This is a genomic window from Caulobacter sp. AVps16, assembly GCF_058681455.1.
On sequence record NZ_CM178739.1, the window covers coordinates 2164067 to 2190061 of the forward strand.

The 25995-nt window shown below is 65.9% G+C and carries 23 protein-coding genes; 5 read left to right on the forward strand and 18 right to left on the reverse strand.

The window, feature by feature from the left end; all coding sequences use genetic code 11:
* Window position 1 precedes the first annotated feature (1 nt).
* The 3 genes from ACW17U_RS10465 to ACW17U_RS10475 are packed head-to-tail and all read right to left on the reverse strand — an operon-like array spanning window position 2 to window position 2546.
* Complete coding sequence (locus ACW17U_RS10465; protein WP_492052334.1) at window positions 2–436, reverse strand: hypothetical protein; 435 nt, start codon at window positions 434–436, stop codon at window positions 2–4.
* Window positions 433–1443, reverse strand: coding sequence for a phosphotransferase family protein (locus tag ACW17U_RS10470; RefSeq protein ID WP_492052335.1), 1011 nt, complete (start codon window positions 1441–1443; stop codon window positions 433–435). The genes ACW17U_RS10465 and ACW17U_RS10470 overlap by 4 nt, the downstream gene beginning before the upstream one ends.
* Window positions 1440–2546 (reverse strand): Rv3169 family protein, encoded by a 1107-nt coding sequence (locus ACW17U_RS10475; RefSeq protein WP_492052336.1) that lies wholly within the window; start codon window positions 2544–2546, stop codon window positions 1440–1442. Before ACW17U_RS10475 ends, ACW17U_RS10470 begins: the two co-directional genes overlap by 4 nt.
* 110 nt (window positions 2547–2656) lie before the next feature.
* Between ACW17U_RS10475 and ACW17U_RS10480 the strand changes: the two genes are divergently transcribed.
* The gene (locus ACW17U_RS10480) at window positions 2657–3037 is read left to right on the forward strand and encodes a DUF423 domain-containing protein (protein WP_492052337.1); all 381 of its coding nucleotides are present in this window, start codon (window positions 2657–2659) and stop codon (window positions 3035–3037) included.
* Between the two features lie 9 nt (window positions 3038–3046).
* Here ACW17U_RS10480 and ACW17U_RS10485 read toward each other — a convergent pair whose 3' ends face one another.
* Window positions 3047–5857 (reverse strand): PAS domain S-box protein, encoded by a 2811-nt coding sequence (locus ACW17U_RS10485; protein WP_492052338.1) that lies wholly within the window; start codon window positions 5855–5857, stop codon window positions 3047–3049.
* 220 nt (window positions 5858–6077) lie between these two features.
* On the opposite strand from ACW17U_RS10485, the gene ACW17U_RS10490 reads away from it, so the two are divergent.
* Window positions 6078–6980 carry a 5'-methylthioadenosine/S-adenosylhomocysteine nucleosidase gene (locus tag ACW17U_RS10490; RefSeq protein ID WP_492052339.1) on the forward strand — a complete coding sequence of 301 codons (903 nt, stop codon included), beginning with the start codon at window positions 6078–6080 and terminating at the stop codon, window positions 6978–6980.
* On the opposite strand, the gene upp is transcribed toward ACW17U_RS10490, so the two are convergent.
* The 3 genes from upp to ACW17U_RS10505 form a co-directional block, all read right to left on the reverse strand.
* Entirely contained in the window at window positions 6977–7606 is a 630-nt protein-coding gene (gene upp / locus ACW17U_RS10495; RefSeq protein WP_492052340.1) for a uracil phosphoribosyltransferase, read from the reverse strand. The genes ACW17U_RS10490 and upp overlap by 4 nt on opposite strands.
* Before the next feature lie 105 nt (window positions 7607–7711).
* A complete protein-coding gene (locus ACW17U_RS10500; protein ID WP_492052341.1) occupies window positions 7712–9889 on the reverse strand; it encodes a xanthine dehydrogenase family protein molybdopterin-binding subunit in 2178 nt (725 codons plus the stop codon).
* A gap of 2 nt (window positions 9890–9891) precedes the next feature.
* On the reverse strand, window positions 9892–10353 hold the full coding sequence (locus ACW17U_RS10505) for a (2Fe-2S)-binding protein (protein ID WP_492052342.1): 462 nt from the start codon (window positions 10351–10353) through the stop codon (window positions 9892–9894).
* 361 nt (window positions 10354–10714) lie between these two features.
* Here ACW17U_RS10505 and ACW17U_RS10510 point away from each other — a divergent pair, with 361 nt between their 5' ends.
* Together ACW17U_RS10510 and ACW17U_RS10515 are read left to right on the forward strand one after the other, a co-directional pair.
* Entirely contained in the window at window positions 10715–11272 is a 558-nt protein-coding gene (locus ACW17U_RS10510; protein WP_492052343.1) for an NUDIX hydrolase, read from the forward strand.
* A gap of 66 nt (window positions 11273–11338) precedes the next feature.
* Window positions 11339–12070: an endonuclease III domain-containing protein gene (locus ACW17U_RS10515; protein WP_492052344.1), complete on the forward strand. Its 732-nt coding sequence runs from the start codon at window positions 11339–11341 to the stop codon at window positions 12068–12070.
* A 48-nt stretch (window positions 12071–12118) separates the two neighbouring features.
* Here the strand turns inward: ACW17U_RS10515 and ACW17U_RS10520 are convergent, their stop codons facing one another.
* Entirely contained in the window at window positions 12119–13006 is an 888-nt protein-coding gene (locus tag ACW17U_RS10520; protein ID WP_492052345.1) for a LysR family transcriptional regulator, read from the reverse strand.
* A 166-nt stretch (window positions 13007–13172) separates the two neighbouring features.
* Here ACW17U_RS10520 and ACW17U_RS10525 point away from each other — a divergent pair, with 166 nt between their 5' ends.
* Window positions 13173–13475, forward strand: coding sequence for a DUF6506 family protein (locus ACW17U_RS10525; RefSeq protein WP_492052346.1), 303 nt, complete (start codon window positions 13173–13175; stop codon window positions 13473–13475).
* 64 nt (window positions 13476–13539) lie between these two features.
* Here ACW17U_RS10525 and ACW17U_RS10530 read toward each other — a convergent pair whose 3' ends face one another.
* The 10 genes from ACW17U_RS10530 to ACW17U_RS10575 form a co-directional block, all read right to left on the reverse strand.
* Complete coding sequence (locus ACW17U_RS10530) at window positions 13540–14514, reverse strand: M15 family metallopeptidase (protein WP_492052347.1); 975 nt, start codon at window positions 14512–14514, stop codon at window positions 13540–13542.
* A gap of 38 nt (window positions 14515–14552) precedes the next feature.
* Window positions 14553–16049 (reverse strand): CoA-acylating methylmalonate-semialdehyde dehydrogenase, encoded by a 1497-nt coding sequence (locus tag ACW17U_RS10535; protein ID WP_492052348.1) that lies wholly within the window; start codon window positions 16047–16049, stop codon window positions 14553–14555.
* 76 nt (window positions 16050–16125) lie between these two features.
* Window positions 16126–16650: a flavin reductase family protein gene (locus tag ACW17U_RS10540; RefSeq protein WP_062145483.1), complete on the reverse strand. Its 525-nt coding sequence runs from the start codon at window positions 16648–16650 to the stop codon at window positions 16126–16128.
* A gap of 38 nt (window positions 16651–16688) precedes the next feature.
* Window positions 16689–17654 carry a hypothetical protein gene (locus ACW17U_RS10545; protein ID WP_492052349.1) on the reverse strand — a complete coding sequence of 322 codons (966 nt, stop codon included), beginning with the start codon at window positions 17652–17654 and terminating at the stop codon, window positions 16689–16691.
* A complete protein-coding gene (locus tag ACW17U_RS10550; RefSeq protein ID WP_492052350.1) occupies window positions 17609–18511 on the reverse strand; it encodes a glycosyltransferase family 2 protein in 903 nt (300 codons plus the stop codon). The genes ACW17U_RS10545 and ACW17U_RS10550 overlap by 46 nt, the downstream gene beginning before the upstream one ends.
* Window positions 18512–18528: 17 nt before the next feature.
* Window positions 18529–19674, reverse strand: a complete 1146-nt coding sequence (locus tag ACW17U_RS10555; RefSeq protein ID WP_492052351.1) for a GNAT family N-acetyltransferase — start codon at window positions 19672–19674, stop codon at window positions 18529–18531.
* A gap of 67 nt (window positions 19675–19741) precedes the next feature.
* Complete coding sequence (locus tag ACW17U_RS10560; protein WP_492052352.1) at window positions 19742–20236, reverse strand: GAF domain-containing protein; 495 nt, start codon at window positions 20234–20236, stop codon at window positions 19742–19744.
* Between the two features lie 146 nt (window positions 20237–20382).
* Window positions 20383–20838, reverse strand: coding sequence for a helix-turn-helix domain-containing protein (locus ACW17U_RS10565; RefSeq protein WP_492052353.1), 456 nt, complete (start codon window positions 20836–20838; stop codon window positions 20383–20385).
* Window positions 20839–21154: 316 nt separating this feature from the next.
* On the reverse strand, window positions 21155–23485 hold the full coding sequence (locus tag ACW17U_RS10570) for a methyl-accepting chemotaxis protein (protein WP_492052354.1): 2331 nt from the start codon (window positions 23483–23485) through the stop codon (window positions 21155–21157).
* A 107-nt stretch (window positions 23486–23592) separates the two neighbouring features.
* Window positions 23593–25971, reverse strand: coding sequence for a glucan 1,4-alpha-glucosidase (locus ACW17U_RS10575; RefSeq protein ID WP_492052355.1), 2379 nt, complete (start codon window positions 25969–25971; stop codon window positions 23593–23595).
* Window positions 25972–25995: the final 24 nt, after the last annotated feature.

Consider the following 25995-nt stretch of genomic DNA (forward strand, 5'->3'; position numbering starts at 1 on the left):
CCTAGCGCCCCGGCAAGGGCGGCATGTCCAGTCGCCGAGCGTGGGCCATGTCCTGATAGAGGCGCAGGATGGCCTGGTCCCTTGCGGTATCGCGGGCGTCCTCGACGGCTTCATGCAGGGCGATCAGCGACCGCCGCAGGACCGCATTGCTGCGATCCAGGGCCGCCAGGGTGAAATCACCGTCCGGGGCGTCAGAGGCGGCTGCGGCAAAGGCTTGACCATAAACCGGCGCAGCCTCATTCAGCACGGCGCGCAGGGTGGCGTTTTCCCAGACCCTGGCCGCGAGCCCGCGCTCGGCCTCCTGGGCCGCCAGCAGCGACAGCAGGGCCACCACGGCGACCTTGCCGGCCATGAACTCACCGGCAGACTCCGGCGGCGGCGGCTCGGCGACGCACAGGAAGTTGCCGACCAGAATATCGGGCAGGCTCGGGGTCATGACAGGCCCTCCAGTCGCATGAGGCCAGCGGCCAGGATCTGATCGTGCCGGCGGGCGGTGTACCAGCCGGAAATTGCCAGAACCGGGTCCTTGAAACCGCCGTCGCGATACTCCCGCGCCGCCGAGGTCCAGATCGCCTGACCCTTTACGGCGCTGAATAGCTCCCACCAGGCCAGGGCCGCCGGATCGACGGCCAGGCCACTGGTTCGGCTCCAGATCGCCAGGGCTTCGGCGCGCGGGATCATCCCGGCGACCCGCCCCTCGTCATAATGGCCCCAGAGTGGATCGATCGCCCAGGCCAGGTCCTCCAGCGGATCCCCCAGATGGGCCATTTCCCAGTCGAGGATGGCCAGGATCCTGCCCTCGCCGTCATGCAGGAAATTGCCGGTGCGATAGTCGCCATGCACCACCCGAACAGCGGCGGCCGGCGGCGGCGGTGCCCGACGCAGACGGCGGATCGCCGCCCGCACGATCGGCTGGGGATGCTGCTCATCGGCCTCGATCACGGCGGACCAGTGATCCAGCGCCACACGCCAGCAATCTTCCGCCTCCGGGGCGATCGCCGCCCTGGCCAGGGGCAGCCCCGCCGGCTCGGTTGCTGCAATGGCTCCCAGGGCCCCGAAAAAGGCCTCCCCGATGGCCTGGGCGTGGGGGCCGTAGGGCTGGACGGTGAAGGGCGAGGCCGCCGCACCGCCGTCGATACGGGTCATGATGAAGAAGGGACGCTCCAGCTCAGCGCCTTCCGATTCCAGAACGATGGGCTTGGGCACCGGTGCGCGGTCATGGAAGGACTCAAAGGCCAGATATTCCAGGCTGCGATCGGTCTCGATCAGGCTGGCGGGGGGATCGCGCCGCAGGATCAGCGGACGGACCTGCCCGTCGACAATCGCATCAAAGCGATAGGTCTCGCGACTGGCCCCGCCCGGTATGCGGGACAGATCCCGCACGACGGTCGGTGTCGCGAAATGGCGGGTCAGATAGGCTTCGAGCCGCTCGGCCAGGGTCATGGGGCAAGATCCAGGATCGACTTGAAGCCCGAAGGCGCGTGGGGTCCCAGGACCAGCTGCTCGAAGACGCCGCGCCCGATCCGGGTGCGCCCCTCGGCGTCGGTGAAGGTGACCCGGCTCAGAGCCTGGACATGCAGGTGATGGGGCATGCGCCGGTCAAGGTCGGCGGTCACGAAGTCCTCGCGCGCCACCTTCAGCGCCCCATGATTGAGGCCGTGCCCCCAGACCGGGTGGCCGTAGCCGAGACCCAGCATGTAGAACTCGGCCTGGGGCGCGATGGACAATTGCCCGCCCGCGCCCAGATCAAGGCTCGCAGCAAGGGCGTGGCGGGACCCTGAGCGCCAGTCGATGGCACAGACCGACTGTTCGAACTCGCCCTCCCCGTCCTCCCGGCCGCCGTCGCCCAGCCAAAGGGCCCTGCGGTTCCAGGGACGCCCGAGGTCGTCATCATTGGTATGGAAGAACAGGCCGCCATCGTCGAAATTGCAGGGCGACCATAGCCAGAAGAACTGCATGGGCAGGGGCGGTGCGGCCTCCTGGGGGTCGCGCATGCCGATCGGGCGCACACCCCAGGAGCGGTCTCGCGTCCCGACATGGCCATCGACACTGGAACGGACGCCGTCGACCTCGATCCAGCCGCTATAACGGCCGTTCTGGGTCAGGCGGGTATAGTCCATGAAGGTGCGCGGGCCATTGCGCCGGATGAACCGCGGCTCCTCAATCGGAAAGGCCCGGCCCTCGAAGACGATCTCGGCGCGGATCCCCTCATCAGGGGCATCAACCGACAGCTTCAGGCGTTGCAACGGAGCCAGAACCTCGATGCGGATGGGGCCGACTTTGAGGTCCATGCGCTCCATGTTCAGCCAGCGGCTGGCATGGAGATTGACCTGCCGGCCGTCCTTCATGACGCAGAAGGCGGCATCAGCGATGTTCAGATGCGGATAGATGCCGAACGCGGCAGCGAAGAACAGGTCGCTACCGTCCCCGTCCAGGGCGTAGCCGTTGAAGAAATAGCGGTCATAGAAGTTCCGATCCGTACCGGCATAGGCCACAGGCTCCGGCGTCTGGTGAATCGGATAGTCGTCGCCCCAAGTGAGCGCCATGCCGTCCTCCCGACTGCCCGCGCCTGGCTCTCTCAGGGAGCGGCTTTACGGGCAGGTGAACAACGTTAAGGTCGCGGCCAGCGATTGCAACCGTGACGGAGCGTAAGCCGATGCCGGGCTGGACCCCCAAGACCTGGACCGGCCTGGCGGCCCTGAGCGGCCTGTGTGCGGTCGCCTTGGGTGCCTTTGCCGCCCACGGAGTCGAAGCGGCGAAGCCGGCGGAATGGCTCAGGACCGGAGCTCACTATCAGATGGTCCACGCCCTGGCGGTGTTCGCCGCCTATGGCCTCGGCCGCGCGGGGGCCCGGAGCATGGGCCTGGTCGCCGGCCTGTTCCTGGTCGGGACCCTGATCTTCTCGGGATCCCTCTATGCCATGGCCCTGGGCGCGCCCCGGTTGCTGGGGGCCATAACACCTCTGGGCGGCCTGGCCTTCCTGGTGGGTTGGGCCCTGCTGGCCTGGCGCGCCTTTCGCCTGCCAGAGTCCGACTAGCCCGCGCGGTCACACCCGGCCGGTCGCCAGGGTTTTGGCGAGGGTCACGATCAGGCCCTGGGTCGAGACCGGCTTGACGATCTGGCCGTCGAAGACATCGTCAACCGCCAGGGTCGAGGCATCGGCTGAAAAAGCCAGGATCGGCGTTCTGGCGTTGCGCCCCCCCTGGCGGATCCGGACGGCGGCCGAGCGGCCATCGACCCTGGGCATGCGCAGGTCCATCAGGATCACGTCGAAGGGAGCCTCACTGGCGCTCGAGATAGCCTCGTCGCCGTCGGCCGCATCGGTCATCTGGGCACCAAAGGGACCCAGAATGGCCCGGACCAGTTCACGATTGGCGCGGTTGTCATCGACGATCAGGACCCGGCAGTTGTCGGGCAGGAACAGGCTCTGCTCGCTGTCATAGCCCTCGACCTCCTCCGCATCGACTTCCGGGGCGGGGATCTCGAACCAGAACCGCGACCCTTCGCCTTCGCGGCTGTCGACACCGATCTGGCCGCCCATGGCCTCGGCCAGGCCCTTGCAGATCGCCAATCCCAGGCCCGTTCCGCCATGCTTTCGTGTCAGGGAGCCATCGACCTGGGAAAATCTCTGAAAGAGCGCGCCCACCCGATCGGCCGGCATGCCGGGCCCGGTATCGATGATCGAGAAGCCCAGGCGCTCGCGGAGCGGCTCAAAGCTCGCAACGACCTCAACCCCGCCCTGCTCAGTGAACTTCACGGCATTGCCGATCAGATTGAGCAGAATCTGTCTGAGCCTGTCCGGATCCACCAGCACCCGCTCGGGCGTCCGCTCGAGACCAGAGAGGGTCAGGACGAGGTTCTTGCTGCGGGCCTGGGCCTCGAAGAGCTCCATGGCCTCACGGGCCAGTTCCGCCGGCGATATGGGGCGGGGCTTGATATCGACCTGGCCGGCCTCGAGCTTGGAGAAGTCCAGGATGTCGTTGACGGTCGCGCGCAGGGCCTTGCCCGCATTCGAGACCCGATCGACATAGGCCCGCGTCGTCTCGCTAAGTTCCGGCTGGGCCTCGACCAGCTGGGTGAAACCGAGAACCGCTGTCAGCGGCGTCCGCAGTTCGTGGCTCATATTGGCCAGAAACTCGCCCTTCACGGTGGCCGCCGCCTCGGCATCGGTACGGGCCTGACGCAACTCCTGTTCCAGGCGCTTACGATGGGTGATGTCCCGGATGATGTCGGTGACCCCGTCGATCCTGCCCGTGGCCGGATCCAGCACCAGGGTTGGGCGAGCCTCGAACCAGATCTCGCGCCCGTCCTTGTGTCGGGATCTGTATTCGACCCGTTCGGGCTGGGCTGTCCCGCGGCTTTCAATCTGGGTCCGGACGGCCTGCTGAACGGCGTCGACATCTTCGAGATGAATGAACTCGAAGGTGCTTCTGCCGATCAGTTCCTCGGGCCGGTAGCCCAGACGAAGCTCCACCGACGGCGACACATAGGTGAACCGGCCGTCCAGGCCGGAGTGGGCGAGAACGTCGCTGCCATTTTCGGCCAGCATCCGGAAGCGAGCTTCACTTTCCACGATGGCACGATCGGCATCTCTCTGCAGGGTGACATCCTTCAGGACGCCGAAGATGGTGACAGGCTGACCATCGGCATCGCGCTCGAGCACCATGTTGCCGGTCAGATAACGGATTTCGCCGGTCGGGCGCATGATCCGGGTCAGGATCGTCGTGCTCGGTGACCTAGACTGTAGGAGCGCCAAGTATTGGTTCTGGGCCTCGGTGCGATCATCCGGATAGATCGACTCCAGCCACTGGCCACCAGAAACCGACGTGCCGTGCTCGACGCCGAAGATCACGTACATCTGTTCTGACCAGGTGATCGCATCGGTGGCCAGATCATGTCGCCAATAGCCGACGCCGGCGAGGGTTTCGGCCATTTCCGCCCATTGCTTCTGCTCCTGGGCCACATCGCGCAGGCGACGCCTCTGGGCATTGATCGTGGCCAGAGGCAGGGCGGCGAAAACCGCCACGACCAGGAAGATCTGCAGAAGCAGCGACCGTTCGGCAGGTGCCTGGGCAAACTGCGCGATGGGGCCAAGGCCCATGGCCGTGAAGCCGATCGACAGAAGGGTCAGGATCACAATGCCCGCCGCCGCGCCGAGCAATTCCATCTCCAGAGCCACAAAGGCCAGTACCGGTGGAATGATGAATAGCAAGGGATAGCGGGGTCGGGTGAAGACCAGCAGGACGGTGAGGACCAACACCACCAGCGCGATCACCCCATTGCGGGTGATCGGCCGCTCGGCCAGCAAGGCCCGCGCCTGGCGGGTGGCGAGCAGGCAGGGCGTCAGGAGCATCAGGCCCAGGGCGTTGGCCAGGCCCCAATTGATCAGGGTATGTCCGGGATCGACGGCGCGGCCCATAAAGAGGACCGTGGCAGCGACCAGACCTGAGGCCAGGGGCGCGACAAGGCCGCAGATCAGGGCGATCCAGGCCAGGTCACGCGGCCGACTGACATCCAGGTCGCGGCCTAGCTTATGGCGCAGGACCGTGGCCGCCAGCAGATATTCCAGGCCGTTGGCGGCGCTCAGTCCCAGCACCACGGGAATCCGGCCGCCGGCATGCAGGCTGGCGGCGATGTTTCCCGCCAGGGCAAAGGCGATCAACAGGGGCCATCGCCGGCGATCCGTTCGGAGCAACACCGTCAGAACGACGGCATTGGCCAACCAGAGCGGCGCGATCTGCTTCAGATCACGGGGAAGCTCGATGCAGACAAAGGCCAGGAAGGCCACCACCAGACCCAGGGCGGCGGCGGCGGCGACCTGAAGGACCAGGGGATTCCAAGTTGGACGGGATGGCATTCGAACCATTATGAATCACACTGACACCTCCCACTAAAGCACTGTTTGATGCCGGGAGTTCTATCTCAGTCGTTCGGCGCTGGTGTACCGCGCAAGCGGGCTGCGCCTGTGCCTAGGGCCAGGTCAGTCCATCGGCATTTGGCCCGGAACCCACGACCGGCTATGTCCAGGTCTTCAACGCCATGCTGGCGTAAGCCCTTTGGTCCCAGCGAGTTTCGAAATGCGCCTGCTTGCCGCCGTGGCCCTATGCCTGATCGCCGTTCTGCCGGCTTCAGCCGCCGAGCGCTTCGATGAAGCTCCACGCATCGCCGTGATGTCCGCCTTTCCGCCCGAGTTGACGGCCCTGGCCTCGGCCACCCAGAACCAGAAGCGCTATACGGCGGCAGGCGTCACCTTCGTGACCGGCGACCTGGAGGGTAAGCCCATCGTGCTGTTCCTCAGCGGCGTCAGCATGGTCAATGCCGCCATGACCACCCAGTTGGCCCTGGACCGCTTCAATATCAGCCGCATCGTCTTTTCCGGGATCGCCGGCGGGGTCGACGAGAGCCTCGACATCGGTGACGTGATCGTCGCCGACCAGTGGAGCCAGAACCTGGAGACGGCCTTTGCCCGAGAGACCGAGAGCGGCTTCCAGCTCTCGGCGTCCATGCGCAATGACGACCTGCCGGCCTTCGGCATGATGATCCCCCGCTCGATCATGATTGCCCGCGGTGACGCGCCGCCCGAACGGCGTCGCTGGTTCCCGGTCGACAAGACCATGCTGGAAACGGCACGCGCGATCGCCCCGACCGCGCCACTGTCCCGCTGCGTGGCCAGCCAGTGCCTTGTCCATGCCCCCAAGGTGGTGGTCGGTGGCAATGGCATCTCTGCGCCGGTCTTCCTCGACAATGCCGCCTACCGCAAATATGCCCGCGCGACCTTCCAGGCCCGGGTCGTGGATATGGAAAGCGCTGCCGTCGCCCATGTGGCCTATGCCAATGGCGCGCCCTTCATCGCCTTCCGGAGCCTGTCGGACCTGGCGGGCGGCGGCGATGAGGCCAACGAGATGCACACCTTCCTGCAGCTGGCCTCAGACAATTCGGCCAGCGTCGTGAAGGCCTTCGTCAAGGCCTTGCCGAACTAGCGGGTACCGAAGGTCCGGTCGCCTGCATCGCCGAGACCGGGGACGATATAGCCATGGTCATTGAGTTCGGGATCGATGGCCGCCGTCCAGATCGGCACGTCCGGGTGGGCGGCGCTCAGATTGTCGATGCCGGTCTGGGCTGAGAGCAGGCAGACAAACCGCAAGTCCGTGACTCCGGCCGCCTTCAGCCGCGAAATGGCGGCTATGGCCGAATGACCGGTGGCCAGCATTGGATCAACGACGATGACCTGACGGCCGGCGATGTCCTGGGGGGCCTTGAAGTAGTACTCGACCGCCTCCAGCGACTCCGGATCGCGATAGAGGCCCACATGGGCGACGCGGGCCGAGGGCACCAGGTCCAGCATGCCCTCGGCCATGCCGAGACCCGCCCGCAGGATCGGCGCGAAGACCAGCTTCTTGCCGGCGATTTCGCGAGCCGTGGTCGGTGCCACCGGGGTCTCGATCTGTACCTCGTCCATCGGCAGGTCGCGGGTCACCTCATAGCAGATCAGGGTCGCCGTCTCGCGCATCAGGGCGCGGAAGGTCTTGGTCGAGGTTGTCCTGTCCCGCATCCGCGTCAGCTTGTGCTGCACCAGCGGATGGCTGACGATCGTGACTGTCGACATGGCATGACCTTGCTGTAAGCGGCTCAGGACCCAAGGATCTTGAGCCTCCAGTCACCCGATAGCCGTTTCAGGCGGACCTGCAAACGTCGCGCGGACGCCTGGCGCTCAGGCCAGTTGATCCCCGATCGGCAGTGAGCGGATGCGCTTGCCTGTGGCCGCGAAGATCGCATTGCACAGAGCGGCCGGAGCCGGCGGATAGGCCGGCTCGCCCAGACCGGTGGGCCGGTTGTCGCTGAGCTTGAAATGCACCTCGATCGGCGGGGCCTCGGTCATGCGCAGCAGGGGATGGTCGGCATAGTTGCCCTGGACCGTGGCGCCGCCTTCGAAGGTGATCGCCTGGTGCAGGGTGCTGCCAATGGCATCGAGGATCGAGCCCTGGACCTGCTGCTCGGCCCCGCCCGGATTGACGATCTGCGAGCCCACATCGACCGCCGCCCAGACCTTCTTGATCTTCAGCGCCCCGCCCTTGGCGACAGAAACCTCCATGACCACAGCCACATAGCCCAGATGGCTGTAGTGGCAGGATACGCCGAGGCCGGTCCCCTTGGCCGTCTTGCGGCCCCAGCCGGACTTTTCGGCGACAAGATCCAGCACACCACGCATGCGGCCGGTGTGGAAGGCGTCGCCCTGCCCGGCTTCGCCCAGCAGGCGCGGCTCGCCCAGCAGCTTGCGACGGAAGGCGACGGGATCCTGCCTGGACGCAACCGCCAGTTCGTCGATGAAACTCTGGATCACGAAACCAAAGGCATTGTTGGCCGGTGCCCGCAGAAACCCTGTCGGGACGCCCAGGGGCATGACCGAGACATCGAGCCGATAATTGGCCACTGCCCGGCAGGGAAACTGGGTGGCGTTCATGCCGGCGGCCGTAGCGAACTGCTCGCCCTCGCCAAAGGTCACAAAGTGATCCCGCCAGCCGACTAGATCGCCCTTGGCGTCGAGACCTGCGGTGAAATTGTGCCAGCCGCCCGGCCTGTAGAAGTCATGCTGGGTGTCGTCTTCGCGGGTCCAGACCAGCTTGACCGGGGCCCCGGCCTGTTTCGAGATCACGGCGGCCTCGACCATGTAGTCGTTCATCAGCCGCCGGCCAAAGCCCCCGCCGATGCGCATCAGATGGATGTTGATGTCGGCTTCGGTGATCCCGAGCGCCGCAGCCACCAGCTTGCGGCCGCTCTCGGGGTTCTGGGTCGGAGCCCAGATCTCGACCTTGCCATCCTTGAAACTGGCGGTGCAGTTCTGCGGCTCCAGGCTGGCATGGGCGATGAAGGGATAGCTGTAGGCGGCGCTGACCACCTTGGCTGCGCCCTTGAAGGCCGCTTCCGTATCGCCGTCCGCCCGCAGGGTGCGGTGAGGCGGGGCCTTGGCCAGCTCGGCGGCTCTGGCGGCGAAGCCGGCACTGCTCTGACCGGCAGTCGGGTGATCGGCCCACTTGATGTCGAGCGCCTTGCGACCCTTGCTGGCCGCCCACCAGGTGTCTGCGAGCACGGCCACCCCGGGCATCAGGCTCTGCAGGTTGGTCCCGCCCTCGACCACAAAGGCGTCCCGGACGCCGGCGACGGCGCGGGCCGGGGCCAGATCGACACTGGCCACCTTGGCCCCGAAGGTCGGAGCCTTGGCGAAGGTCGCGTACAACATGCCGGGCAGACGGGTATCGATGCCATACAGGGGCTGACCGGTCGTGATGCGGTCAAGGTCCTGGCCCGGCTTGCGCTGGCCGATGATCCGGAAGGTCTTGGGATCTTTCAGGACCAGCGTCTTGGGATCCGGTGGCGTCAAGGCCGCAGCGGCCTCGGCGAGCGCGCCATAGGCCAGGCGGCGACCGCTGGGGGCGTGGAGCACTGCGCCCGGCTCAGTTGAACAGGCCTCGGCAGGAACGCCCCAGCGGGTGGCCGCAGCGGCGATCAGCATCGCCCGGCCGGCAGCTCCCACGCGGCGCAGGCCGTCATATTCAAGGGTCGTGGCCATGCTGCCGCCGGCCACCTGTCGGCCGAACACCTTGGTATCGGCAATGGCCTGTTCGACCGTGACGGCCGACCAGTCGATGTCCAACTCTTCAGCGATCAGCATCGGCAGGGAGGTCTTGATCCCCTGCCCCACTTCCGGAACCTTGGAGACGATCGTCACGCCGCCGTCTGACGCGATCCGGACATAGGCGCTCAGCGGGCTGGCTCCGCTGGCCTGGCTGGTGGGGGTCAGGCTGAATGACAGCATCAGGCCGCCGCCAAGCGCCGCCCCGGTCTGCAGGACCAGCCGGCGGGTGGGATCGCGGAGCGTTTCGCCGTCCATGATCAGACTCCTTGGCCGGAGGCGGCCCGGATGGCCGCCTTGATACGGATATAGGTGGCGCAGCGGCAGAGATTGCCGTTCATCGCCGCATCGATGGCGGCATCGTCGGGCTTGGGGTTGGCCGTCAGCAGGGCCGTCGCCGACATGATCTGGCCTGCCTGGCAGTAGCCGCACTGCGGAACATCGATGGCCTTCCAGGCCTCCTGCACCCGCGCCCCGACCGGGTCCTTGCCGACCCCTTCGATCGTCACGACCGCCTTCTCGCCCACGCGGCGGACAGGCGTCATGCAGGCCCGGACCGGCGTGCCGTCGAGATGCACGGTGCAGGCTCCGCACTGTGCAGCGCCGCAGCCGAACTTGGTCCCGACCAAACCCAGGCTGTCGCGCAGGACCCACAGGAGCGGCGTATCGCCCTCGACCTCGACCTCACGGGTTTCCCCATTGATCATCAGTTTGAACGCCATGCCCGGCTCCCGATCATTTCCTTGCGCCATGACCATGCCTCAGTCGCCAGCGAAGGACGAGAGCCCTGGTGCCCACAAGACGCCAACAGCTGCAAAAAGATTTCCGGCGCCATTGCGGTGCCGCAAACCGGGCAATAATCCGAACACGGATTATGATTCGTTGGGGCCCGCCCCGGCCCTGGATCTGGGTTTCACAGGCCGGCCTGTCCCGGCTGATGTCTCCGATAGCCCGACCTGGCGGTATGCAACTGCTGACAGCGCTTTTCTGGCGCTGTTTCAGGATCCGCCCTCGACGACTCAGCCCGGTACGCGCGCTATAGGCGTGCGCGCGCGCCACCTGTTCGACTGCGAGCCTTGGACATTGGAAAAAGTGACGGAAAAGCCGGTCAAGCAAGCTGAGAAAAAGCGCCGTCAGGTGGCAGCTCTGCCCTGGCGCGGCTCGGGTGCGGACCTGCAGATCCTGCTGGTCTCATCGCGCGAAACCAAGCGCTGGGTGATCCCCAAGGGCTGGCCGATGAAGGACCGCAGTGATCCGGCCGCCGCAGCCCAGGAAGCCTTCGAAGAGGCCGGGCTGGATGGCGTGATCGCTGAGCGGCCGCTTGGTGAGTACGAATATCTCAAGCGCCTGAAGAGCGGCGCGGCCCGCAAGGTCAAGGTCGATGTCTATGGTCTCGAGGTGACAGGCGAGCATGCCACCTGGCCGGAGAAGGGACAGCGTACCCTGCAATGGATGACCCCGGTCGAGGCCGCCCTTGGCGTACAGGAACCGGAATTGCGTGACCTGATCGTCCGCTTTGCGGGCGTCGAACTGCCGACCGAGGAACGTCCTGCTCCGGCCCGCGCCCCGACCCCGGTCAAGGTCGCCTGGAACCGCCTGCGCCGCCGGGTGACGGCCCTGTGGGGTCGCGCCCGGCGCTAGGCTTCTGGGGTGGACAAACAGACCCGCCGCACATAATGTTCTCATTATGTTCCGGCGCGAGGTTCCATGCAGCTCTCCCTAAGCCTGTCCCGATCGCCCCTCGAATCCGTCCGCGACGCCCTGCTCTGCGAATTTGGTCCACAGCGGCCCGTGGCCCGGATGGATCCGATCTCGCAACTGGTAAAGGCCTCGATCAGCGGTGCAACCCCAGACGCGACCTCCTGGGCCGCCTTCCTGCGATTGCGTGGCTGCTTCACCTGCTGGGAGGACCTGGCCCAGGCCTCAGAGGGTGAGGTGCTCGAAGCCCTCGGCGACGTCAATCATGCCGAAGACAAGGCACGTCACCTGCCCCACGCCCTGAGGCTGATCCAGCAAAAGGTCGGCTGGCTGTCGCTCAACCATCTTTCCGGCCGCACCGTCGACGAGGCGCGTTGGGAGCTGCAGAGCCTGCCGGGGGTCGGGATCAAGGTTGCCGCCAGCGTGCTCAATTTCAGCACCCTGGCCATGCGCGCGCTCGTGGTCGACGCCCATGTCCACCGGGTGGCGAAAAGGATCGGGCTGGTCGGGCCCGGCGACGCCACGGAGACCTATCAGGCACTGATGCGGATGGCCCCCGGAACCTGGACCGCCGACGATCTGTTCGAGGTGCACTGGCTGTTGAAGCGCGGCCTGGGCCAGATGCTCTGTCCGGATGAGCGGCCGAAGTGCGGGTCATGTTCCGTGAAGACGATATGCGCCAAGGTTGGGGTGGGGCATTCAGCGGATGTGCTGGTTTGGCGGCCTCGCACAACGGCCTAGCAACAGGCTTCGCCTGTTCGGCTTGTAAGCGCCTGCCTCTCAATGAGATCAGAGGCAGGCAGACTGAACCCAACTGCGTAGGACCTGAGAACGCTCATCGGTCTTTCTCAGGCTGGCGTAGATCTCCAGTCTAAGCCTGAACGGTGGGGGCAAGGGGTAGAAGCGAATGCCTTCCCGCCCCGAAAGGGAAACGGACTCCTGGACGATAGCCGCTCCTACTCCGCCTCGTACGAGCTCCAGTACAGTCGCTAAATTGGAGGCTTCGATCCGAATGTCGGGTTCGAACCCGGCGGCGCGACAGGCGTCGAGTACATTCATTCGCCATGTGTTCCTCTCGTCCACAGGGGGCGCAATGAAGGGCATCTCAGCTAGGTCAACTGCAGCAGGTCCCCTGATCGACGGACGCCAGCCGCTGGGAACAGCAAGGACAAATGGCTCCTCGATCAACCTGTATGTGGTCAGCAACTCAGGAGCCCTTGCTGGCACCGAGTGGGTCAGCGCAAGATCGATCCGTCCGTCGTCTAACATCTCCAACTGCGCTGCTGAACGTAGGGACCTGAGCTCAACCCGCAGGGCAGGCGAACTGACGCTCAGATCGTGGAGGAGTCTGGTGACCAGGCCGGCATGGACGGCAGCGTCCACGTACCCGACCCTGAGCGGCCCCACCTGGCCGACCGCTAGCGCTGCAGCTGCGGCTTCACATCGATTGCTCGCCTCCAGAAGCGCTTTCGCCTGGACGAGGAATTTGCGCCCGTCGCTTGTAAGCCGCACGCGCTGCTTCACCCGGTCGAACAACTTCAGCTGCAGCCGATCCTCCAGATCCTGGATCTGCCGGCTAAGCGGGGACTGAGTGATGTTCAACGCCACCGAGGCACGGCTGATGCTCTCCAGCTCCGCCACGATCACGAAATAGCTCAACTGCTTCAGGTCCAACATTTCATGCCTTTTAGGACTGAACATTGTCCAAATTAGCATTTTTCAGGTCTGACCCGACTTGGCAAACTCGTCGACATGCCAAACGCCATTTCTGGACTTGGCATTCCGGCAGGCTGGCGTCGCAGAAACGCTCGCTGCGCCTATTCCGAAAGCAGGACGAGCACACATGGCCCTCACAAAATTCGGCTTCATCGTCACCGGCGCGGGTCTGGAGCCTGCTCAGCATCGGTTGGTCATGCGGTCCGGCGCATTTGAGATGATCACCATTGGCGTCGAAAAGGCGTCCCAGGGTCCGGCAGCCGCAAAGCGACTGGTTGCCGAGGGCATTCAACTCCTTGAACTGTGTGGTGGCTTTGGGCCGATCTGGACCGCGAAGGTAATTGAAGCCATCGACGGCAAGATCCCCGTTGGCTCCGTTGCCTATGGCCCAGAGTCCATCGACGCCATGCATGCACTCTTCAAGGACTAGAGGTGGCAGACGGAGCGGATCGAGGAGATTCGGACGCCCTGCCTGCGGCGGACGGCAGAAAACCTCAGTGCCCCGACGCCAGCTCCGTGAACGTCCTCGTGCCGATGCCGTAGCTCCGCCAGTCCTTGTAGTCGAAGTGCCACCATTCCTCGGGCAGGACCTCAAAGCCTTCGGCGGCCATGGCCCCGCGCAGGATCTGCCGACGGGCCCGCTGGGCTGTCGTGCCGCCCACGAAATCGGCATAGGAGCGTGCCGACATCTCGTCATACCGTCCCGGCATCTCGACGACCTTGCCGGTCTTCAGATCATAAAGGGTCAGGTCCACCGCGCAGCCGCGGTTGTGACGTGAGCCCTTGGCGGGATCGGCCACGAAGCTGTGGCTCTCGGCCGGAGTGGCCTCCCAGAACATCCATGTGACGAACCACGGGCGATAGGCGTCATGGATCAGCAGGCCATAGCCCTTGGTCGCCAAGGCCCTGTGTACCCGTCCCAGGGCCTCGGCGGCCGGACGCTGCAGATAGGCCGCCGGACGCTCATAGAGCTTCAGGCCCATGAAATTGTTGCGGCCGGCATAGCGGATATCAAAACGGATGGTCGGATCGAGGCCGGCCAGGTCCACAAGGTCGGCGGGGCGATGGTCGGCGGTCTCAACGGGCGGTGTCGCGGCCAGGGCGCGGGTCCGCAGGGTCACCGGATCGGCGCGAACGCCCCGGCGGATGCCGGCCTCGACCTCGGCCCCGAAGTCCCGGCGGGGCAGAACAGCACCGTCGAGCTGCAAGGCCCGCTTGCGGACGACCAGTTCGCCGCCGCCCTCGACCCTGAACCGCCCCGGCGCAACCGGATCGAGACGGGCAGCGACGCGTCCGGCCCGGTCAAGGAACAGTGCCCCATCCCGCTCGAACAGAGTCACCGGCGCAGAGACGTCGCCATACTGGCCCACCGGCTTCAGGTCGGGTGCCCGCGGAGCGGTGACCCCGGCGGTCGAAACCGCCAGGGCCAGGGCAAGGGCAGCGAGAAGGGCTGAGGGCCTGAACAGCATGTCTTGTCTCCCTGCCCTGAGCCCTGACTGGCCTTGGCCTATTTCATCGTCGGGATGACGAAGGCCGAATCCTCGACCTCGCCTTCGGGCCAGCGGGCCGTGATGGTCTTGACCTTGGTATAGAACTTCACGCCCTCGACACCGTGCTGGTTGGTGTCGCCGAAGGCCGAACGCTTCCAGCCACCGAAGGTGTGATAGGCCACCGGCACCGGGATCGGCACATTGATGCCCACCATGCCGACATTGACCCGGCTGGCAAATTCGCGGGCCGCGCGGCCGTTGCGGGTAAAGATGGCGACGCCGTTGCCGTACTGGTGCTCGGACGGCAGGCTCAGCGCCTCCTCGAAGCTCTCGGCCCGGACGATCTGCAGAACGGGACCAAAGATCTCTTCCTGGTAGGTCTTCATGCCCTTCTTGACGCCATCAAACAGCGACGGACCAATGAAGAAGCCCTTCTCGAAGCCCTGCAGCGAGAAGTCCCGACCATCGACCACCAGTTCCGCGCCCTCGTCGACGCCGATCTGGATGTAGTCGGCAATCTTGGCGCGATGCTGGCTGGAGACCACGGGGCCATAATGGGCCGCCGGGTCACTGGAGACGCCGACCTGCAGGGTCTGGATTTCGGCGACCATGCGCTCGCGCAGTTCGTCGGCCGTCGCCTTGCCCACCGGCACGACAACCGGCAGGGCCATGCAGCGCTCGCCGGCCGAGCCGAAGGCGGCCCCTGAGAGGTCCTTGACCACCTGGTCGAGGTCGGCGTCGGGCAGGACGATGCCGTGGTTCTTGGCCCCGCCCATGGCCTGGACGCGCTTTCCGTGCGCCGTACCCGTCTGGTAGACATAGTGGGCGATATCGGACGAGCCGACAAAGCTGACGGCACGGATAAGCGGATGGGTCAGGATGGCGTCGACCACGCTCTTGTCGCCATGCACCACGTTCAGAACACCCTCGGGCGCGCCCGCTTCCATCATCAGCTCGGCCAGTTTCACTGGCACGGTCGGATCCTTTTCCGACGGCTTGAGGATGAAGGTGTTGCCGACGGCGATGCTGATGCCGAACATCCACATCGGGATCATGGCCGGGAAGTTGAACGGGGTGATACCCGCGCAAACGCCCAAGGGCTGGCGCATCGAATAGACGTCGATGCCCGGTCCGGCCCCTTCGGTATATTCGCCCTTCAGGATGTGGGGGATGCCGCAGGCGAACTCGATCACTTCCAGGCCACGCTGGATATCGCCCTTGGAATCGGCAATGACCTTGCCGTGCTCGGAGGAGAGGATCTCAGCCAGGCTGTTCATGTCGCGCTCGATCAGGCGCTTGAACTCGAACATGACCCGCGCGCGACGCTGGGGATTGGTCATGGCCCAGCCGATCTGGGCCCGGGCAGCGGCCTGAACCGCAGCATCGAGCTCGGCATCGGTCGCCAGCTGCACCCGCGCCTGAACTTCACCGGTATTGGGATTGAACACATCGCCGAAGCGCCCGGAGGCACCCACGAAGGTCTGACCGTTCACGAAATGGGCGATGTCTCGCATGAAGCGCTCCCTGGATCTTGTTTTGCGCGTCGATAGCATCCCGAGATCACGCCGTATCGCGCGAAATCCTGCCAGACTATTCCGCGTCGACGTGAACCCGCCGGAACCGGCCCTGCAGATAGACCAGCGGTTCGTGATCGGGATCATAGCGCAGCTTCACGACCCGACCGACATAGACGCGGTGATCGCCGGCATCGAAGACGTGATGGGTCTCGCATTCGAAATTGGCCATGCAATCCGGCAGGATCGGGGCCCCGGTACGCCAGACCTCGGTCTCCAGCCCTGCGAACCGGTCGACTCCCTTGCGCACGAACTGGTTGGCGACGTCCTGCTGCTCGGCTGGCAGAACATTGACGGCAAAGACCCCCGCCTGGTCCAGGGCCGCGAGGCTGCTGGATTTCAGGTCGACACAGATCAGCGCCAGAGGCGGATCCAGCGAAACCGAGGTGAAAGAATTGGCCGTCAGCCCAATCCGGCGGCCATCGGCCTCCACGGTCGTGACCACCGTCACGCCGGTGGTGAAGCACCCGAAGGCATTCCGCAGGGCGCGGGCATCGTGTTCCGCCCCCTCGCCCAGTTCAATCGTGACTGCCTGACTCATCGACGTGTTCTGCGATGAAGCGTCGGCGGGAGCAAGCGCTAGGCGGACATTCCCTCGACGAGAACGCCGGGCTGTCCGGCATCCAGGCCAAAAGTGACCGGCAGGTGACGCACATGCGGTGTCTGCAGCTTCAGGGCCTTGGCGCCCCGGGCGACGGCCAGCTTGGTGAGCGCCGCAGGACCAAAGCCGTTCTGAATCCGCGGCCTGGCCCCGATGCGGCGGCGCAGAACGCCATTGGCATAGATGACATTGGCCCGCATCAGGGCGGCCGGCGTCATGAACTCGATCGACAGGGACACGTTCAGCATCGGTCCGTTCTCGATGCGGTGAGGCGCGTTCTGCCGCCAGGTGACCATCTTGCCCGGCGTCAGGTCATAGGCCGTAGCCCCCTTGTCCCAATCAGGATCAAAGGCGAACTGCTCGGCGGTTTCCTTCAGCACGATCTTCTCGAGATCCAGCTCGCCGACATAGGGGTCGGCGACCGGATAGACCCAGACCTTCTTCTGCCCGCGCAGCTGCCACAGCGACACCAGCGGCACGTCCAGATGGTAGAACACCTGGGCGTTGGCCGAGCTGATCAGCATGCCGAGGTCACGCTTGAAGGTGCGCAGGCCGGGAACCTTCGCCTGCTTCTCGGCGAAGATCTCGTCGCCCAGGGCTGCATAGTCCGGCAGGTAGTCATTGGTGTGGCGCAGGTTCAGCCAGATGCGGCCAGTCTGGGCCGCTTCCAGCAACTGGTCACCGGTCAGATTGCCGGCCGATCCCTTGCGCCAGGTCGTCCAGGCCTTGGGATCCTCACCCATGGTGAAAACCCCCAGTTGCTCGCGGGGATACTGGTCCAGCAGTCGCGCCAAGCCCTCGTCGTCGAACATGGGACGCTCATGCAGGCCATGGTCGAAGACCAGGTTCTCCTGGCCGAAGGCCCCGGCCTTGTCCGGCGTCCAGTCGCGGATGATCGTCATGCCGTCCGTCCATAGAATTGGATCTTGAAGGGGCCCCACCACAGGGTCTTGCCGAGGCCACGCGCGGCCTTGTCAAGCCAATCGGCGCGGTCGCGGGCGCGGGTCAGCCACTTCAGCCCGGCCACGGCCCCGAACACAGCGGCCTGGGCCAGGCCAATGGCCATCCAGCGGGCCACGCCGACCCTGTCAGGCGGGCTGGCGGCGGCGCAGTGGGCCGAGGGGCCCTGGCCATAGGCAAAGGCGCGGGCGATCGTGTAGTCCAGGGTCAGGCGGTCCGGCACCGGATCTTCCCAGACCCAGGCGGCGGGTTCCCAGGCGAAGACCGCGCCGGCGGCCTGCATCTGGCCAAACAACATGTCATCCTCGCCGCCGATCTGATTGCGCTCGGCGGCAAAGGGCGACACCGGATCCGGCAGGGCCGAGCGGCGCAGCAGACTGTCGCCGCAGCCGTAATAGTGATCGATGACGCCCGCTTCGGCCGGGCCGAGGCGCGAGAAGAAACGCTCCAGATAGTCGCGATGGGCGGCCACGCTGTCAGGGGCCCGGGCTCTAACCGGTCCGAACACCACATCGGCGCTGTAACGGACTTGTGCCGCCAGCAAGGCAGCCAGCCAGCCCGCCGGGGCCTCTTCGTCATCATCCAGAAAGGCAATGAAGTCGCCCGTCGCCCTGGCCATGCCGGCATTGCGGGCATTGGCCACCCCGGCGCGGGGCTCGTGCACATAGTGCAGCGGACAGGCCGCGCCTTCGGCCAAGGCCTCGATCGTGGCCTTAGCCGAAGGGGCCTGGTCATTGTCTACGACGATGATCTCCAGCGCAGCGAAATCCACCGCCTGCTGGGCCAGAACCGAGCGCACGGCCACGGCAAGACCGCCGAGCCGTCTCTGGGTCGGGATCATCACCGTCACCTGCACGGTCAGCCGCCCTCGGACGCGCCGACGCGACGGCGCGATTGTCCGGCGACCGCATCGACCAGACCCCGCATGCGGCCGGCGACGGTCAGTTCGACACTGGCAATAGTGTCCACCCGGCGACGCAGCCGGGCGACCACGCCTGATCCGCGCCCACCGGCCAGGGTCCAGGCCCCTTCGACGGAACTGGCCACCAGCCCCCCCATGCCGGGTGCGGTGACGGAACCGTTGAGGGCCACCGTCTGGGTCAGGGCATAGGCCCGCTTGTAGTGGTCATGGCCCGGAGCAAGATCATAATGGGTCAGGCCGAGGGCCGGCATGGCCGCGATCGCTCTCAGGAAGAACAGCTGCCCCGGCGACCAGGCCCCATAGTCCGGATGGGTCGAGGCGATCCAGGGATGATAGACGCCGCCCAGCCGCACGCCGAAATGCCCCGCGACCAGATCGTCGCCAGCATAGAGCCCGATCATCAGGCCCTGGAAGTCGCCGTCCTGACGCTCAAACAGGTCGCTGAGCAGGCCGCTGGTCCAGGCCGGGCGGAGGAAATCATGCAGGCCCGTGCGCTGCAGCTGTTCCCGCTTCCAGGTAATCAGCTGGTCAAAGGAGTCCCGCGACCGGTCGGGCGCAACCAGGCGAACCTCGCCCTTCTCGCGCTCAAGCTTGTGGTCCAGCCGGCGGTAATTCTTGATCTTCTTGGGGCTGGCCGACCGCACGGCCTCCAGATAGTCGTCAACAGGCCCTTCCGGCGCGATCACGAACGCCGCCTGGGGCTCGCCCAGCCCGCCGAACAGGCCGTAGGGATCGACCAGGCCGGTGAACCGGAACACGCCCAGATCGGCGGCGCGCAGGACGTCTTCCGCCGTGAACCCTGGGGTGCGATGGGTGATGATGCCGTGATAGTCCGACAGCGGCGATCCGATCGCGCGCGCCATCCGACCCGGGCGGCGATGATGCGGCAGAAAGCCGACCGTGGCCTCACTCTGACGGATGACCGCAACCCGCGCATCTTCGCGGACAAGTCCGACAGCCAGGGCGAAATCCGGCCCCAGCAGAGGGCTGGCAAAGGCCGGTTCAGCGGCAGCCATGCTGCGCCACAAGGCTATATCCTCGGGCGACAGAAGGCTGGGATGCAGGTTCAGGACGTTGAGCATGTTCCACCTGTCCTAAACCGAAGCGGTTAGGGAATGATGGAGAACAGGCTGCAACCGTTGCGCCAGTTTACCCGAAGGTGGACTTGAGGATCCGCTCCAGGCCCTGTTGATCAACAGCATCAAAGGCTGCGGGCCTGTCGGAGTCGACATCCAGAACGGCGATCAATTGCCCGGCCCGGTCAAAGACCGGCAGGACGATCTCGCTCTGGGACCGGCTATCGCAGGCGATATGGCCCGGGAAGGCATGGACATCGGCGACCAGCTGGGTCTGTCCGCTCTGGGCCGCCGCGCCGCAGACGCCGCGGCCGAAGGCGATCCGCAGGCAACCCAGGGTCCCCTGATAGGGGCCGACGACCAGCTCCCGCTCGCGGGTCGGATCGACTACATAGAAGCCGGTCCAGAAATAGTGATCGAAGCTGTTGGCCAGCATCGAGGTCACCGTCGCCATACGGGCCGTGACATTGGGTTCGCCGTCCAGCACCGAGGCGATCTCGGCGGCTACTTCGGCGTAGCGAACAGCCTTGTCGGCGGCGAGGGTTTTGTCGTTGAAAGCTTCAGCCATGGCGGGGATATAGCGCTTTCGCGGGCGATTGCGAGGGGCCTGGCGGACACGGGCTCGCTCCCAGGCCCTCCCCCTGAAGGGGGCGGCGGCGGCCATGCCGATGGGGGAGGACTGTCTCGACTAGGGCGACAGGCCTCACCCAGCGGTCACGATCCATAGTCGCGCTGTCCGTCATTGCGCACGACCAATTCGACGATGGCGAGCACCGCGCCGTGGCCTAGCAGAGCGACGGTCACCCACATCAGGGACCACTTCATGACGAAGGCACCGAGCCCAACGCTGATGGTGATGAAGACGGCGGCCACGACGACGTAGCAGGCTCCGTGGATCCAGAAGGACAGACGCAGGTCCCGGACAACCTTCTTCTGACGGCTCTGGACGATCTGCGCAGCCTCGATCTCTGGGTCAACGCACAGGGCGACGACATCGACGTTGAAGGCGTTCGCCAGCGCCTTGAGCGTTTCGCCCGAGGCCTTCTGTCCGTTCTCGATCCGCTGCAGCGTCCGCAGGCCTACGCCGGCCAATTGGGCGAGGTGCTCCTGGGACCAGTGACGCTCCTCACGCCAGCGCTTGATCTTTGCCGTATCCGTCTTGAAGAACATTCTTGGCTCCCACGCCCTGGCTATCAGAGGTCTGAGGGAAACCCCAAGGACGACCCCGGCGCCACGTCAGGCTTGCGCCACCGGCCCGCCAGTTGCCCGCCACATCCCTGACAAGGGTCTCTTCCAGAAACAAGGGAGGCAGTTGCAGGCCTGAAGCGGCTCGTCGTGATGATCCGCGACGGGGTGACCATCTTCCCCCGGGCGACCGCTATCCATCGAGGCGAAGTGAAATCACTGGCCTCGAAAAGTTTCCGTCAGCCCGCGTTCCGCCTCCAGCGCCGCCTGCCCTCATGCAGCCATCAGGGCGGAAAGGACCCTAGAACTCTTCCCATTCGCCGGGACGCGACGAGGGCTCGACCTTCAGGGCGTTGGCCCCCTGTACATAGCGCTGGCGGAAGCTTTCGCGGGACGGGGCGGCGGTCGGGCGCGGGGCCGCAACCGGAGACCGCATTTCACGAACCTCGGCGCCTACCTTAAAGCGTCCGACAAGGCGCTCCAGCTCGGCAGCCTCGCTGGCCAGGGCATGGCTGGCGGCCGTCGACTGCTCGACCATGGCCGCATTCTGCTGGGTAACCTGGTCCATCTGATTGACCGCCTGATTGACCTCGGCCAGGCCCACGGCCTGTTCCTTGGACGAGGCAGCAATCTCGCCGACCAGGTCGTTTATTTCCGCGACCTGAACCAGGATCTGTTCAAGGGTCTCACCGGTCTCGCCGACCAGACGCACACCCTTGCCCACCTGCTCGGTCGAAGCGCCGATCAGGGACTTGATCTCCTTGGCGGCGTCGGCGGAGCGCTGGGCCAGGGCCCGGACTTCCTGAGCGACGACCGCGAAGCCGCGACCGGCTTCGCCGGCCCGCGCCGCTTCGACCCCGGCATTCAGGGCCAGCAGATTGGTCTGGAAGGCGATCTCGTCGATCACGCCGATGATGTTGGTGATTTCGCGCGAGGATTTCTCGATCCCGCCCATGGCCTGGACGGCTTCCTTGACCACCGCGCCACTGCGCTCGGCATTGGCCTTGGCGCTCTGGGTCACCTGGCGAGCCCGCTCAGCCCCTTCGGAGCTGCGCTTGACGGTGGAGGTGATCTGGTCGAGCGCGGCGGCGGTCTGCTCCAAGCCTGCCGCACCGCGTTCGGTCCGCTGGGCCAGGTCATCCGAGGCCTTGCTGATCTCGGCGCAACCAGCGCGGATGCTGCGAGCCGCGTTGAGGATGCCGGCCATGGTCGCCTGCAGGCTTTCCACGGCGGCATTGAAGTCGTTCGGCATCTTGCGGGCATCAGCGGCGAAGCTGTCCTCGCGCATCCGCCAGATCAGATCCCCATCGGCCAGCTTTTCCATGCCCTCGCCGAGGGCCGCAACGGCCGTGGCCTGCGACCGGGCAAAGGCCTGGGCTTCGGCTTCATGCCGCAAACGCGCAGCCTCGGCGACAGCCCGCTCGGATTCCTGCTCGGCTCGCCGGCGCTGGCCGTCGGCCAGGTCGTGCCGGAAGCCTTCCAGAGCGCGCGCGATGGCACCGATCTCGTCCCCGCCGGCGACACCGGCCACCGGCTGGTCGTAACGGCCCGCGCTCAGGCTGTCGACCGAACGGGTCAGGCCGGCCAGGGGTGCGCGAACCAGGGTCGTGCTGGCGAAGAACAGCGCGGCCAGGACAGCGACGGTGATCAGACCCCCGCCGATAAACAGGATGTGGGCCAGGGTGTCGGCCGGTCCGGTGATGGCGGCGACGGGCACATCCATGATCAGGGCCCAGGTGGTGTTGAGGGCCGGCATGGCGATCGGGCGGACAATACGGATCATCGGCACATCGCCGGCCTTGATCCCCTTGATTTCCAGAGCCTTGCCGCCGGCCAGGACGCCGCGCACGGCCTCTGCACCTTCGTCGCCATAGGCCTTCATGCGCAGGCCGGCATCGGGGTGGGCCACCCACTGGCCGCCGGCCGAGACCAGCATGACCCGGCCACCCTTGAGCGGCTTCAGAGCTCCAAGGGCCGCCGAGAGATTGTCCAGCGACATATCCAGACCGGCGACGCCGATCAGCTTGCCGCCCGACGTGACGGGAAGCGCGATCGAAGACATGGCGACCTCAGCGCCTGCCACGGTGTCAAAATAGGGCTCAGTGAGGTTCGGCTTTCCGGAACTGACGGTGTCCTTGTAGTAGGCTTCAGCAAAGTCCGACCCGTCCGCCTGAAGTTCCAGAGCCGGCGCGCCGTTCTGATTGACCCAGTAGACCGAGAACCGACCGTCCTTGTTGGACGCCATGGCCTGGTTGCCGATGAAATCGGCGTCCCGCCCATCCAGAGCGTTCGGCTCGGCCATAAACCAGGCCCCCATGACGCTCTTGGTGACCAGGGCGTTCGGCTTGACGAGGGCCGTGAACTTGTCGCGCTCGACCAGTCCCGCCTCATGGGCCGAGGCGATCGAGCCGCGCATGGCCCCGGCCGCAGCGGCGGCGGAGTTGATGTCGTTGCGGACCTGCTCGATGGCCTCGTCGGCCACCGCGCCGGCGTACTGGTTGGTCAGGCTCGAGACGATGCTGCTGGTGTGAGACGTGACCGCCACAGCGGCTGCGATCAGCAGCAACCCGATAGCGAGGCCTGCGACCAGGATGAGCTTCCAGGCGATCGTCAGACGGCGAAACGCGGACATACTCGAACCTCCGGACGCAAGAGGCGTCGACTAGTCATCGCTAACGAATCCTAATCCGGCGTTAACCCGCGAGAGGTGCGACACCTTGAGCCCCTCAAATCGGGGCCTCAGGGCCTGGGTAGGGCAAAGCGCGCCTTTACGGGCTGGTAGCTGTCCCAGACCACACCGTCGGCGACCGAGCGCAGGAGCTTGATGTATTCGGCATGCGACCAGGCCAGGGGTGTGGCCGAGTCCGTCCCCTCACCGCGCACATAGCCACGGTCCGGCGCGGTCCCGACGCCGTCCCAAACCTGTTCGGGGATCAGCAGGCCGTCATTGGCGAAGAGCTCCATCGCTTTCACATAGGTCTGGCGCACGGGCTCGAGGGCCCCCGGCGCGGGCTTTCCGCGCAAGGTTATGCGGGCGATCTCGTAGTGGCCGCGCTCGCCGGTGAAGATCGGCCAGACCCGGCCGCGCTGTCCCGGGCGCATTTGGTCGCCGGCCCCGTAATTGGCCCCCGTGGCCGTGTCTTCGCCATAGCCGTCGACGCCATAGCGCCGCCAGCCCGGGAAGGTGCCGTCCACGCCGGGAAAGCTGAAGCTGTAGCGCACCCGGTAGAGGTCCTGCAGGGCCTCGTCATCCAGTTCGGGCAGGCTGGCCAGCACGGCCGGATCGTCCGCCTGCCGGACGCCATACCGCACCAGCTCCAGGAAGCCGGCGTCCAGCATCTTGTCCTCCGCCACGGCCTCCTGGCCATTGCGCACCTCGACCGGGCTCTTGTTGTCCGGATCCTGATCGCTGTTGAGCCGCAGGAAATAGTGGCCGTCGCCGAGCGAGCCCTTGCGCGTGACCATCAGGCTCTCGACCTTGGCCGAATAGGCGTCGGCCGTGGCGCGGTAGCGCACGGCCGAGGCTGCGTCGCCGGAGGCTTCGGCGATGTCGCCCGCCACAACCAGGCCCGCGATCACGGCTGCCGTGGTCGAGGGAGAATGGCCGGCCTGTTCCTCCCAGCGCTCCTGCTGGGTGAAGGGGGGCGTGATGGTCGCGGTGTTCCAACCCAGACCGACCTTGCCGCCATCGACCAGGAAGTCTGCCGCCGGCTTGATCATGCTGGCATAATAGGCCTTCAGCTCGGCCTCGGGCAGCCAGCCCTGCTTCCACAGTTTCCAGCCCAGCATGATCGGCATGGCGGTCTGGTCCAGCTGGACCCCGACCCATTCGGGCGTGCCATCCACTTCGGACTTCTGCGCGAACCAGCCACCCGCACCGGTATTGCCCTTGGTCTTGGGACCGACCTGGACCGTGGGCAGGTAGTGGAAAGCCGCCAGGGGCGTCTGGATATCGCCCAGCGCCGCCAGGGCCATGGCGCACTGGTAGAAGTCGCGTGGCCAGACGGCCTTGTAGCCGGTCGAGGGCTTGCTGGCGTCGACCGTGTCGCCCCAGGGGTTGGACAGCGAGGCGATCAGGGCCCCGGCATAGGTGCGGTCCTCCTGCACCTTCAGCATCAGGGCGCTGGCCTGGACCAGCTTGCCGCCGTCCATCGCCGCTTCGCGCAGGCGCGGCAGTTCGGTCAGCGAGGCCAGATAGTCCTCCCAGCCGACCGCAGAGCCCTGGCCATTGTAACGGGCCAGGACCTTGTCATAGCCGGTCTTCAGCGAGCCCTCCGCCGAGGCGGCGCTGGCGGCGGCTGTCGGGCCAAAGCCGATCGCATAGTCGACCGTGATCGCCTTGTCGGTGGCGGGCAGCTGGCCGGTCAGCAGGATCGCACCGCGCGCGGCTCCGGTGTCGGCATAGAGGGCGTCCAGCTTTCCATCGGCTTTCAGGTCGGTGAGACCATCCGAGGTCCCGATGAAGCCCGCACTGGCGGCGGCGAAGGGCTTGGAGCCCTTCAAGGTCAGGAAGGTCGATCCTTCATTGGCCGTCAGGGTCGTCCGGGTGGCCGCACCGGCGTCATTGGCCCCGGTATTGGCCATATGGGGTTCAAGCAGCAGATAGGGCGTGACCGACCCCTTCAGGGCCCGCACCGTGACCCGCATGAACAGGCTCTGGCGGTCGCCGTCAGTGAAGATCCGCTTCTCGATGACAAAGCGGCCCTGCCGGTCAGTGGTGGTGATCTTGTAGGCCGGCGACAGCGGACGACCGGCGGCGTCCACGTGCAGGTATTCGGTCTTGGCGACCGTATCCGGTCCCTCGATGGCGAGGCCCGTCGAGGTCTGGACCGCAAACCGCAGCTGCTTGATCTGGGCCTGGTGGATCAGGCCGTACATGGTCTCGGTCAGGACGCCGTCGGCGATCGAGAACCAGACCTTGGACACCGTACCCGTAGGGCCGCCGTCCTTGTAGGCCCCGTTGACATAGGCCTCGTAAGAGGCACCGACCCCGGTCTTGGCCGCATAGGCCCAGGTTGAGGGCGCGCCGGGCGCGCCGGGGGCCGACTGAGCCGCAGCGGCACCCGCCAGCATCGAAACCGCGGTCGTGGCGAGGGCGAGGATCTTTACGGAACGCATGCTGGGGATCTCACGAAACGATGG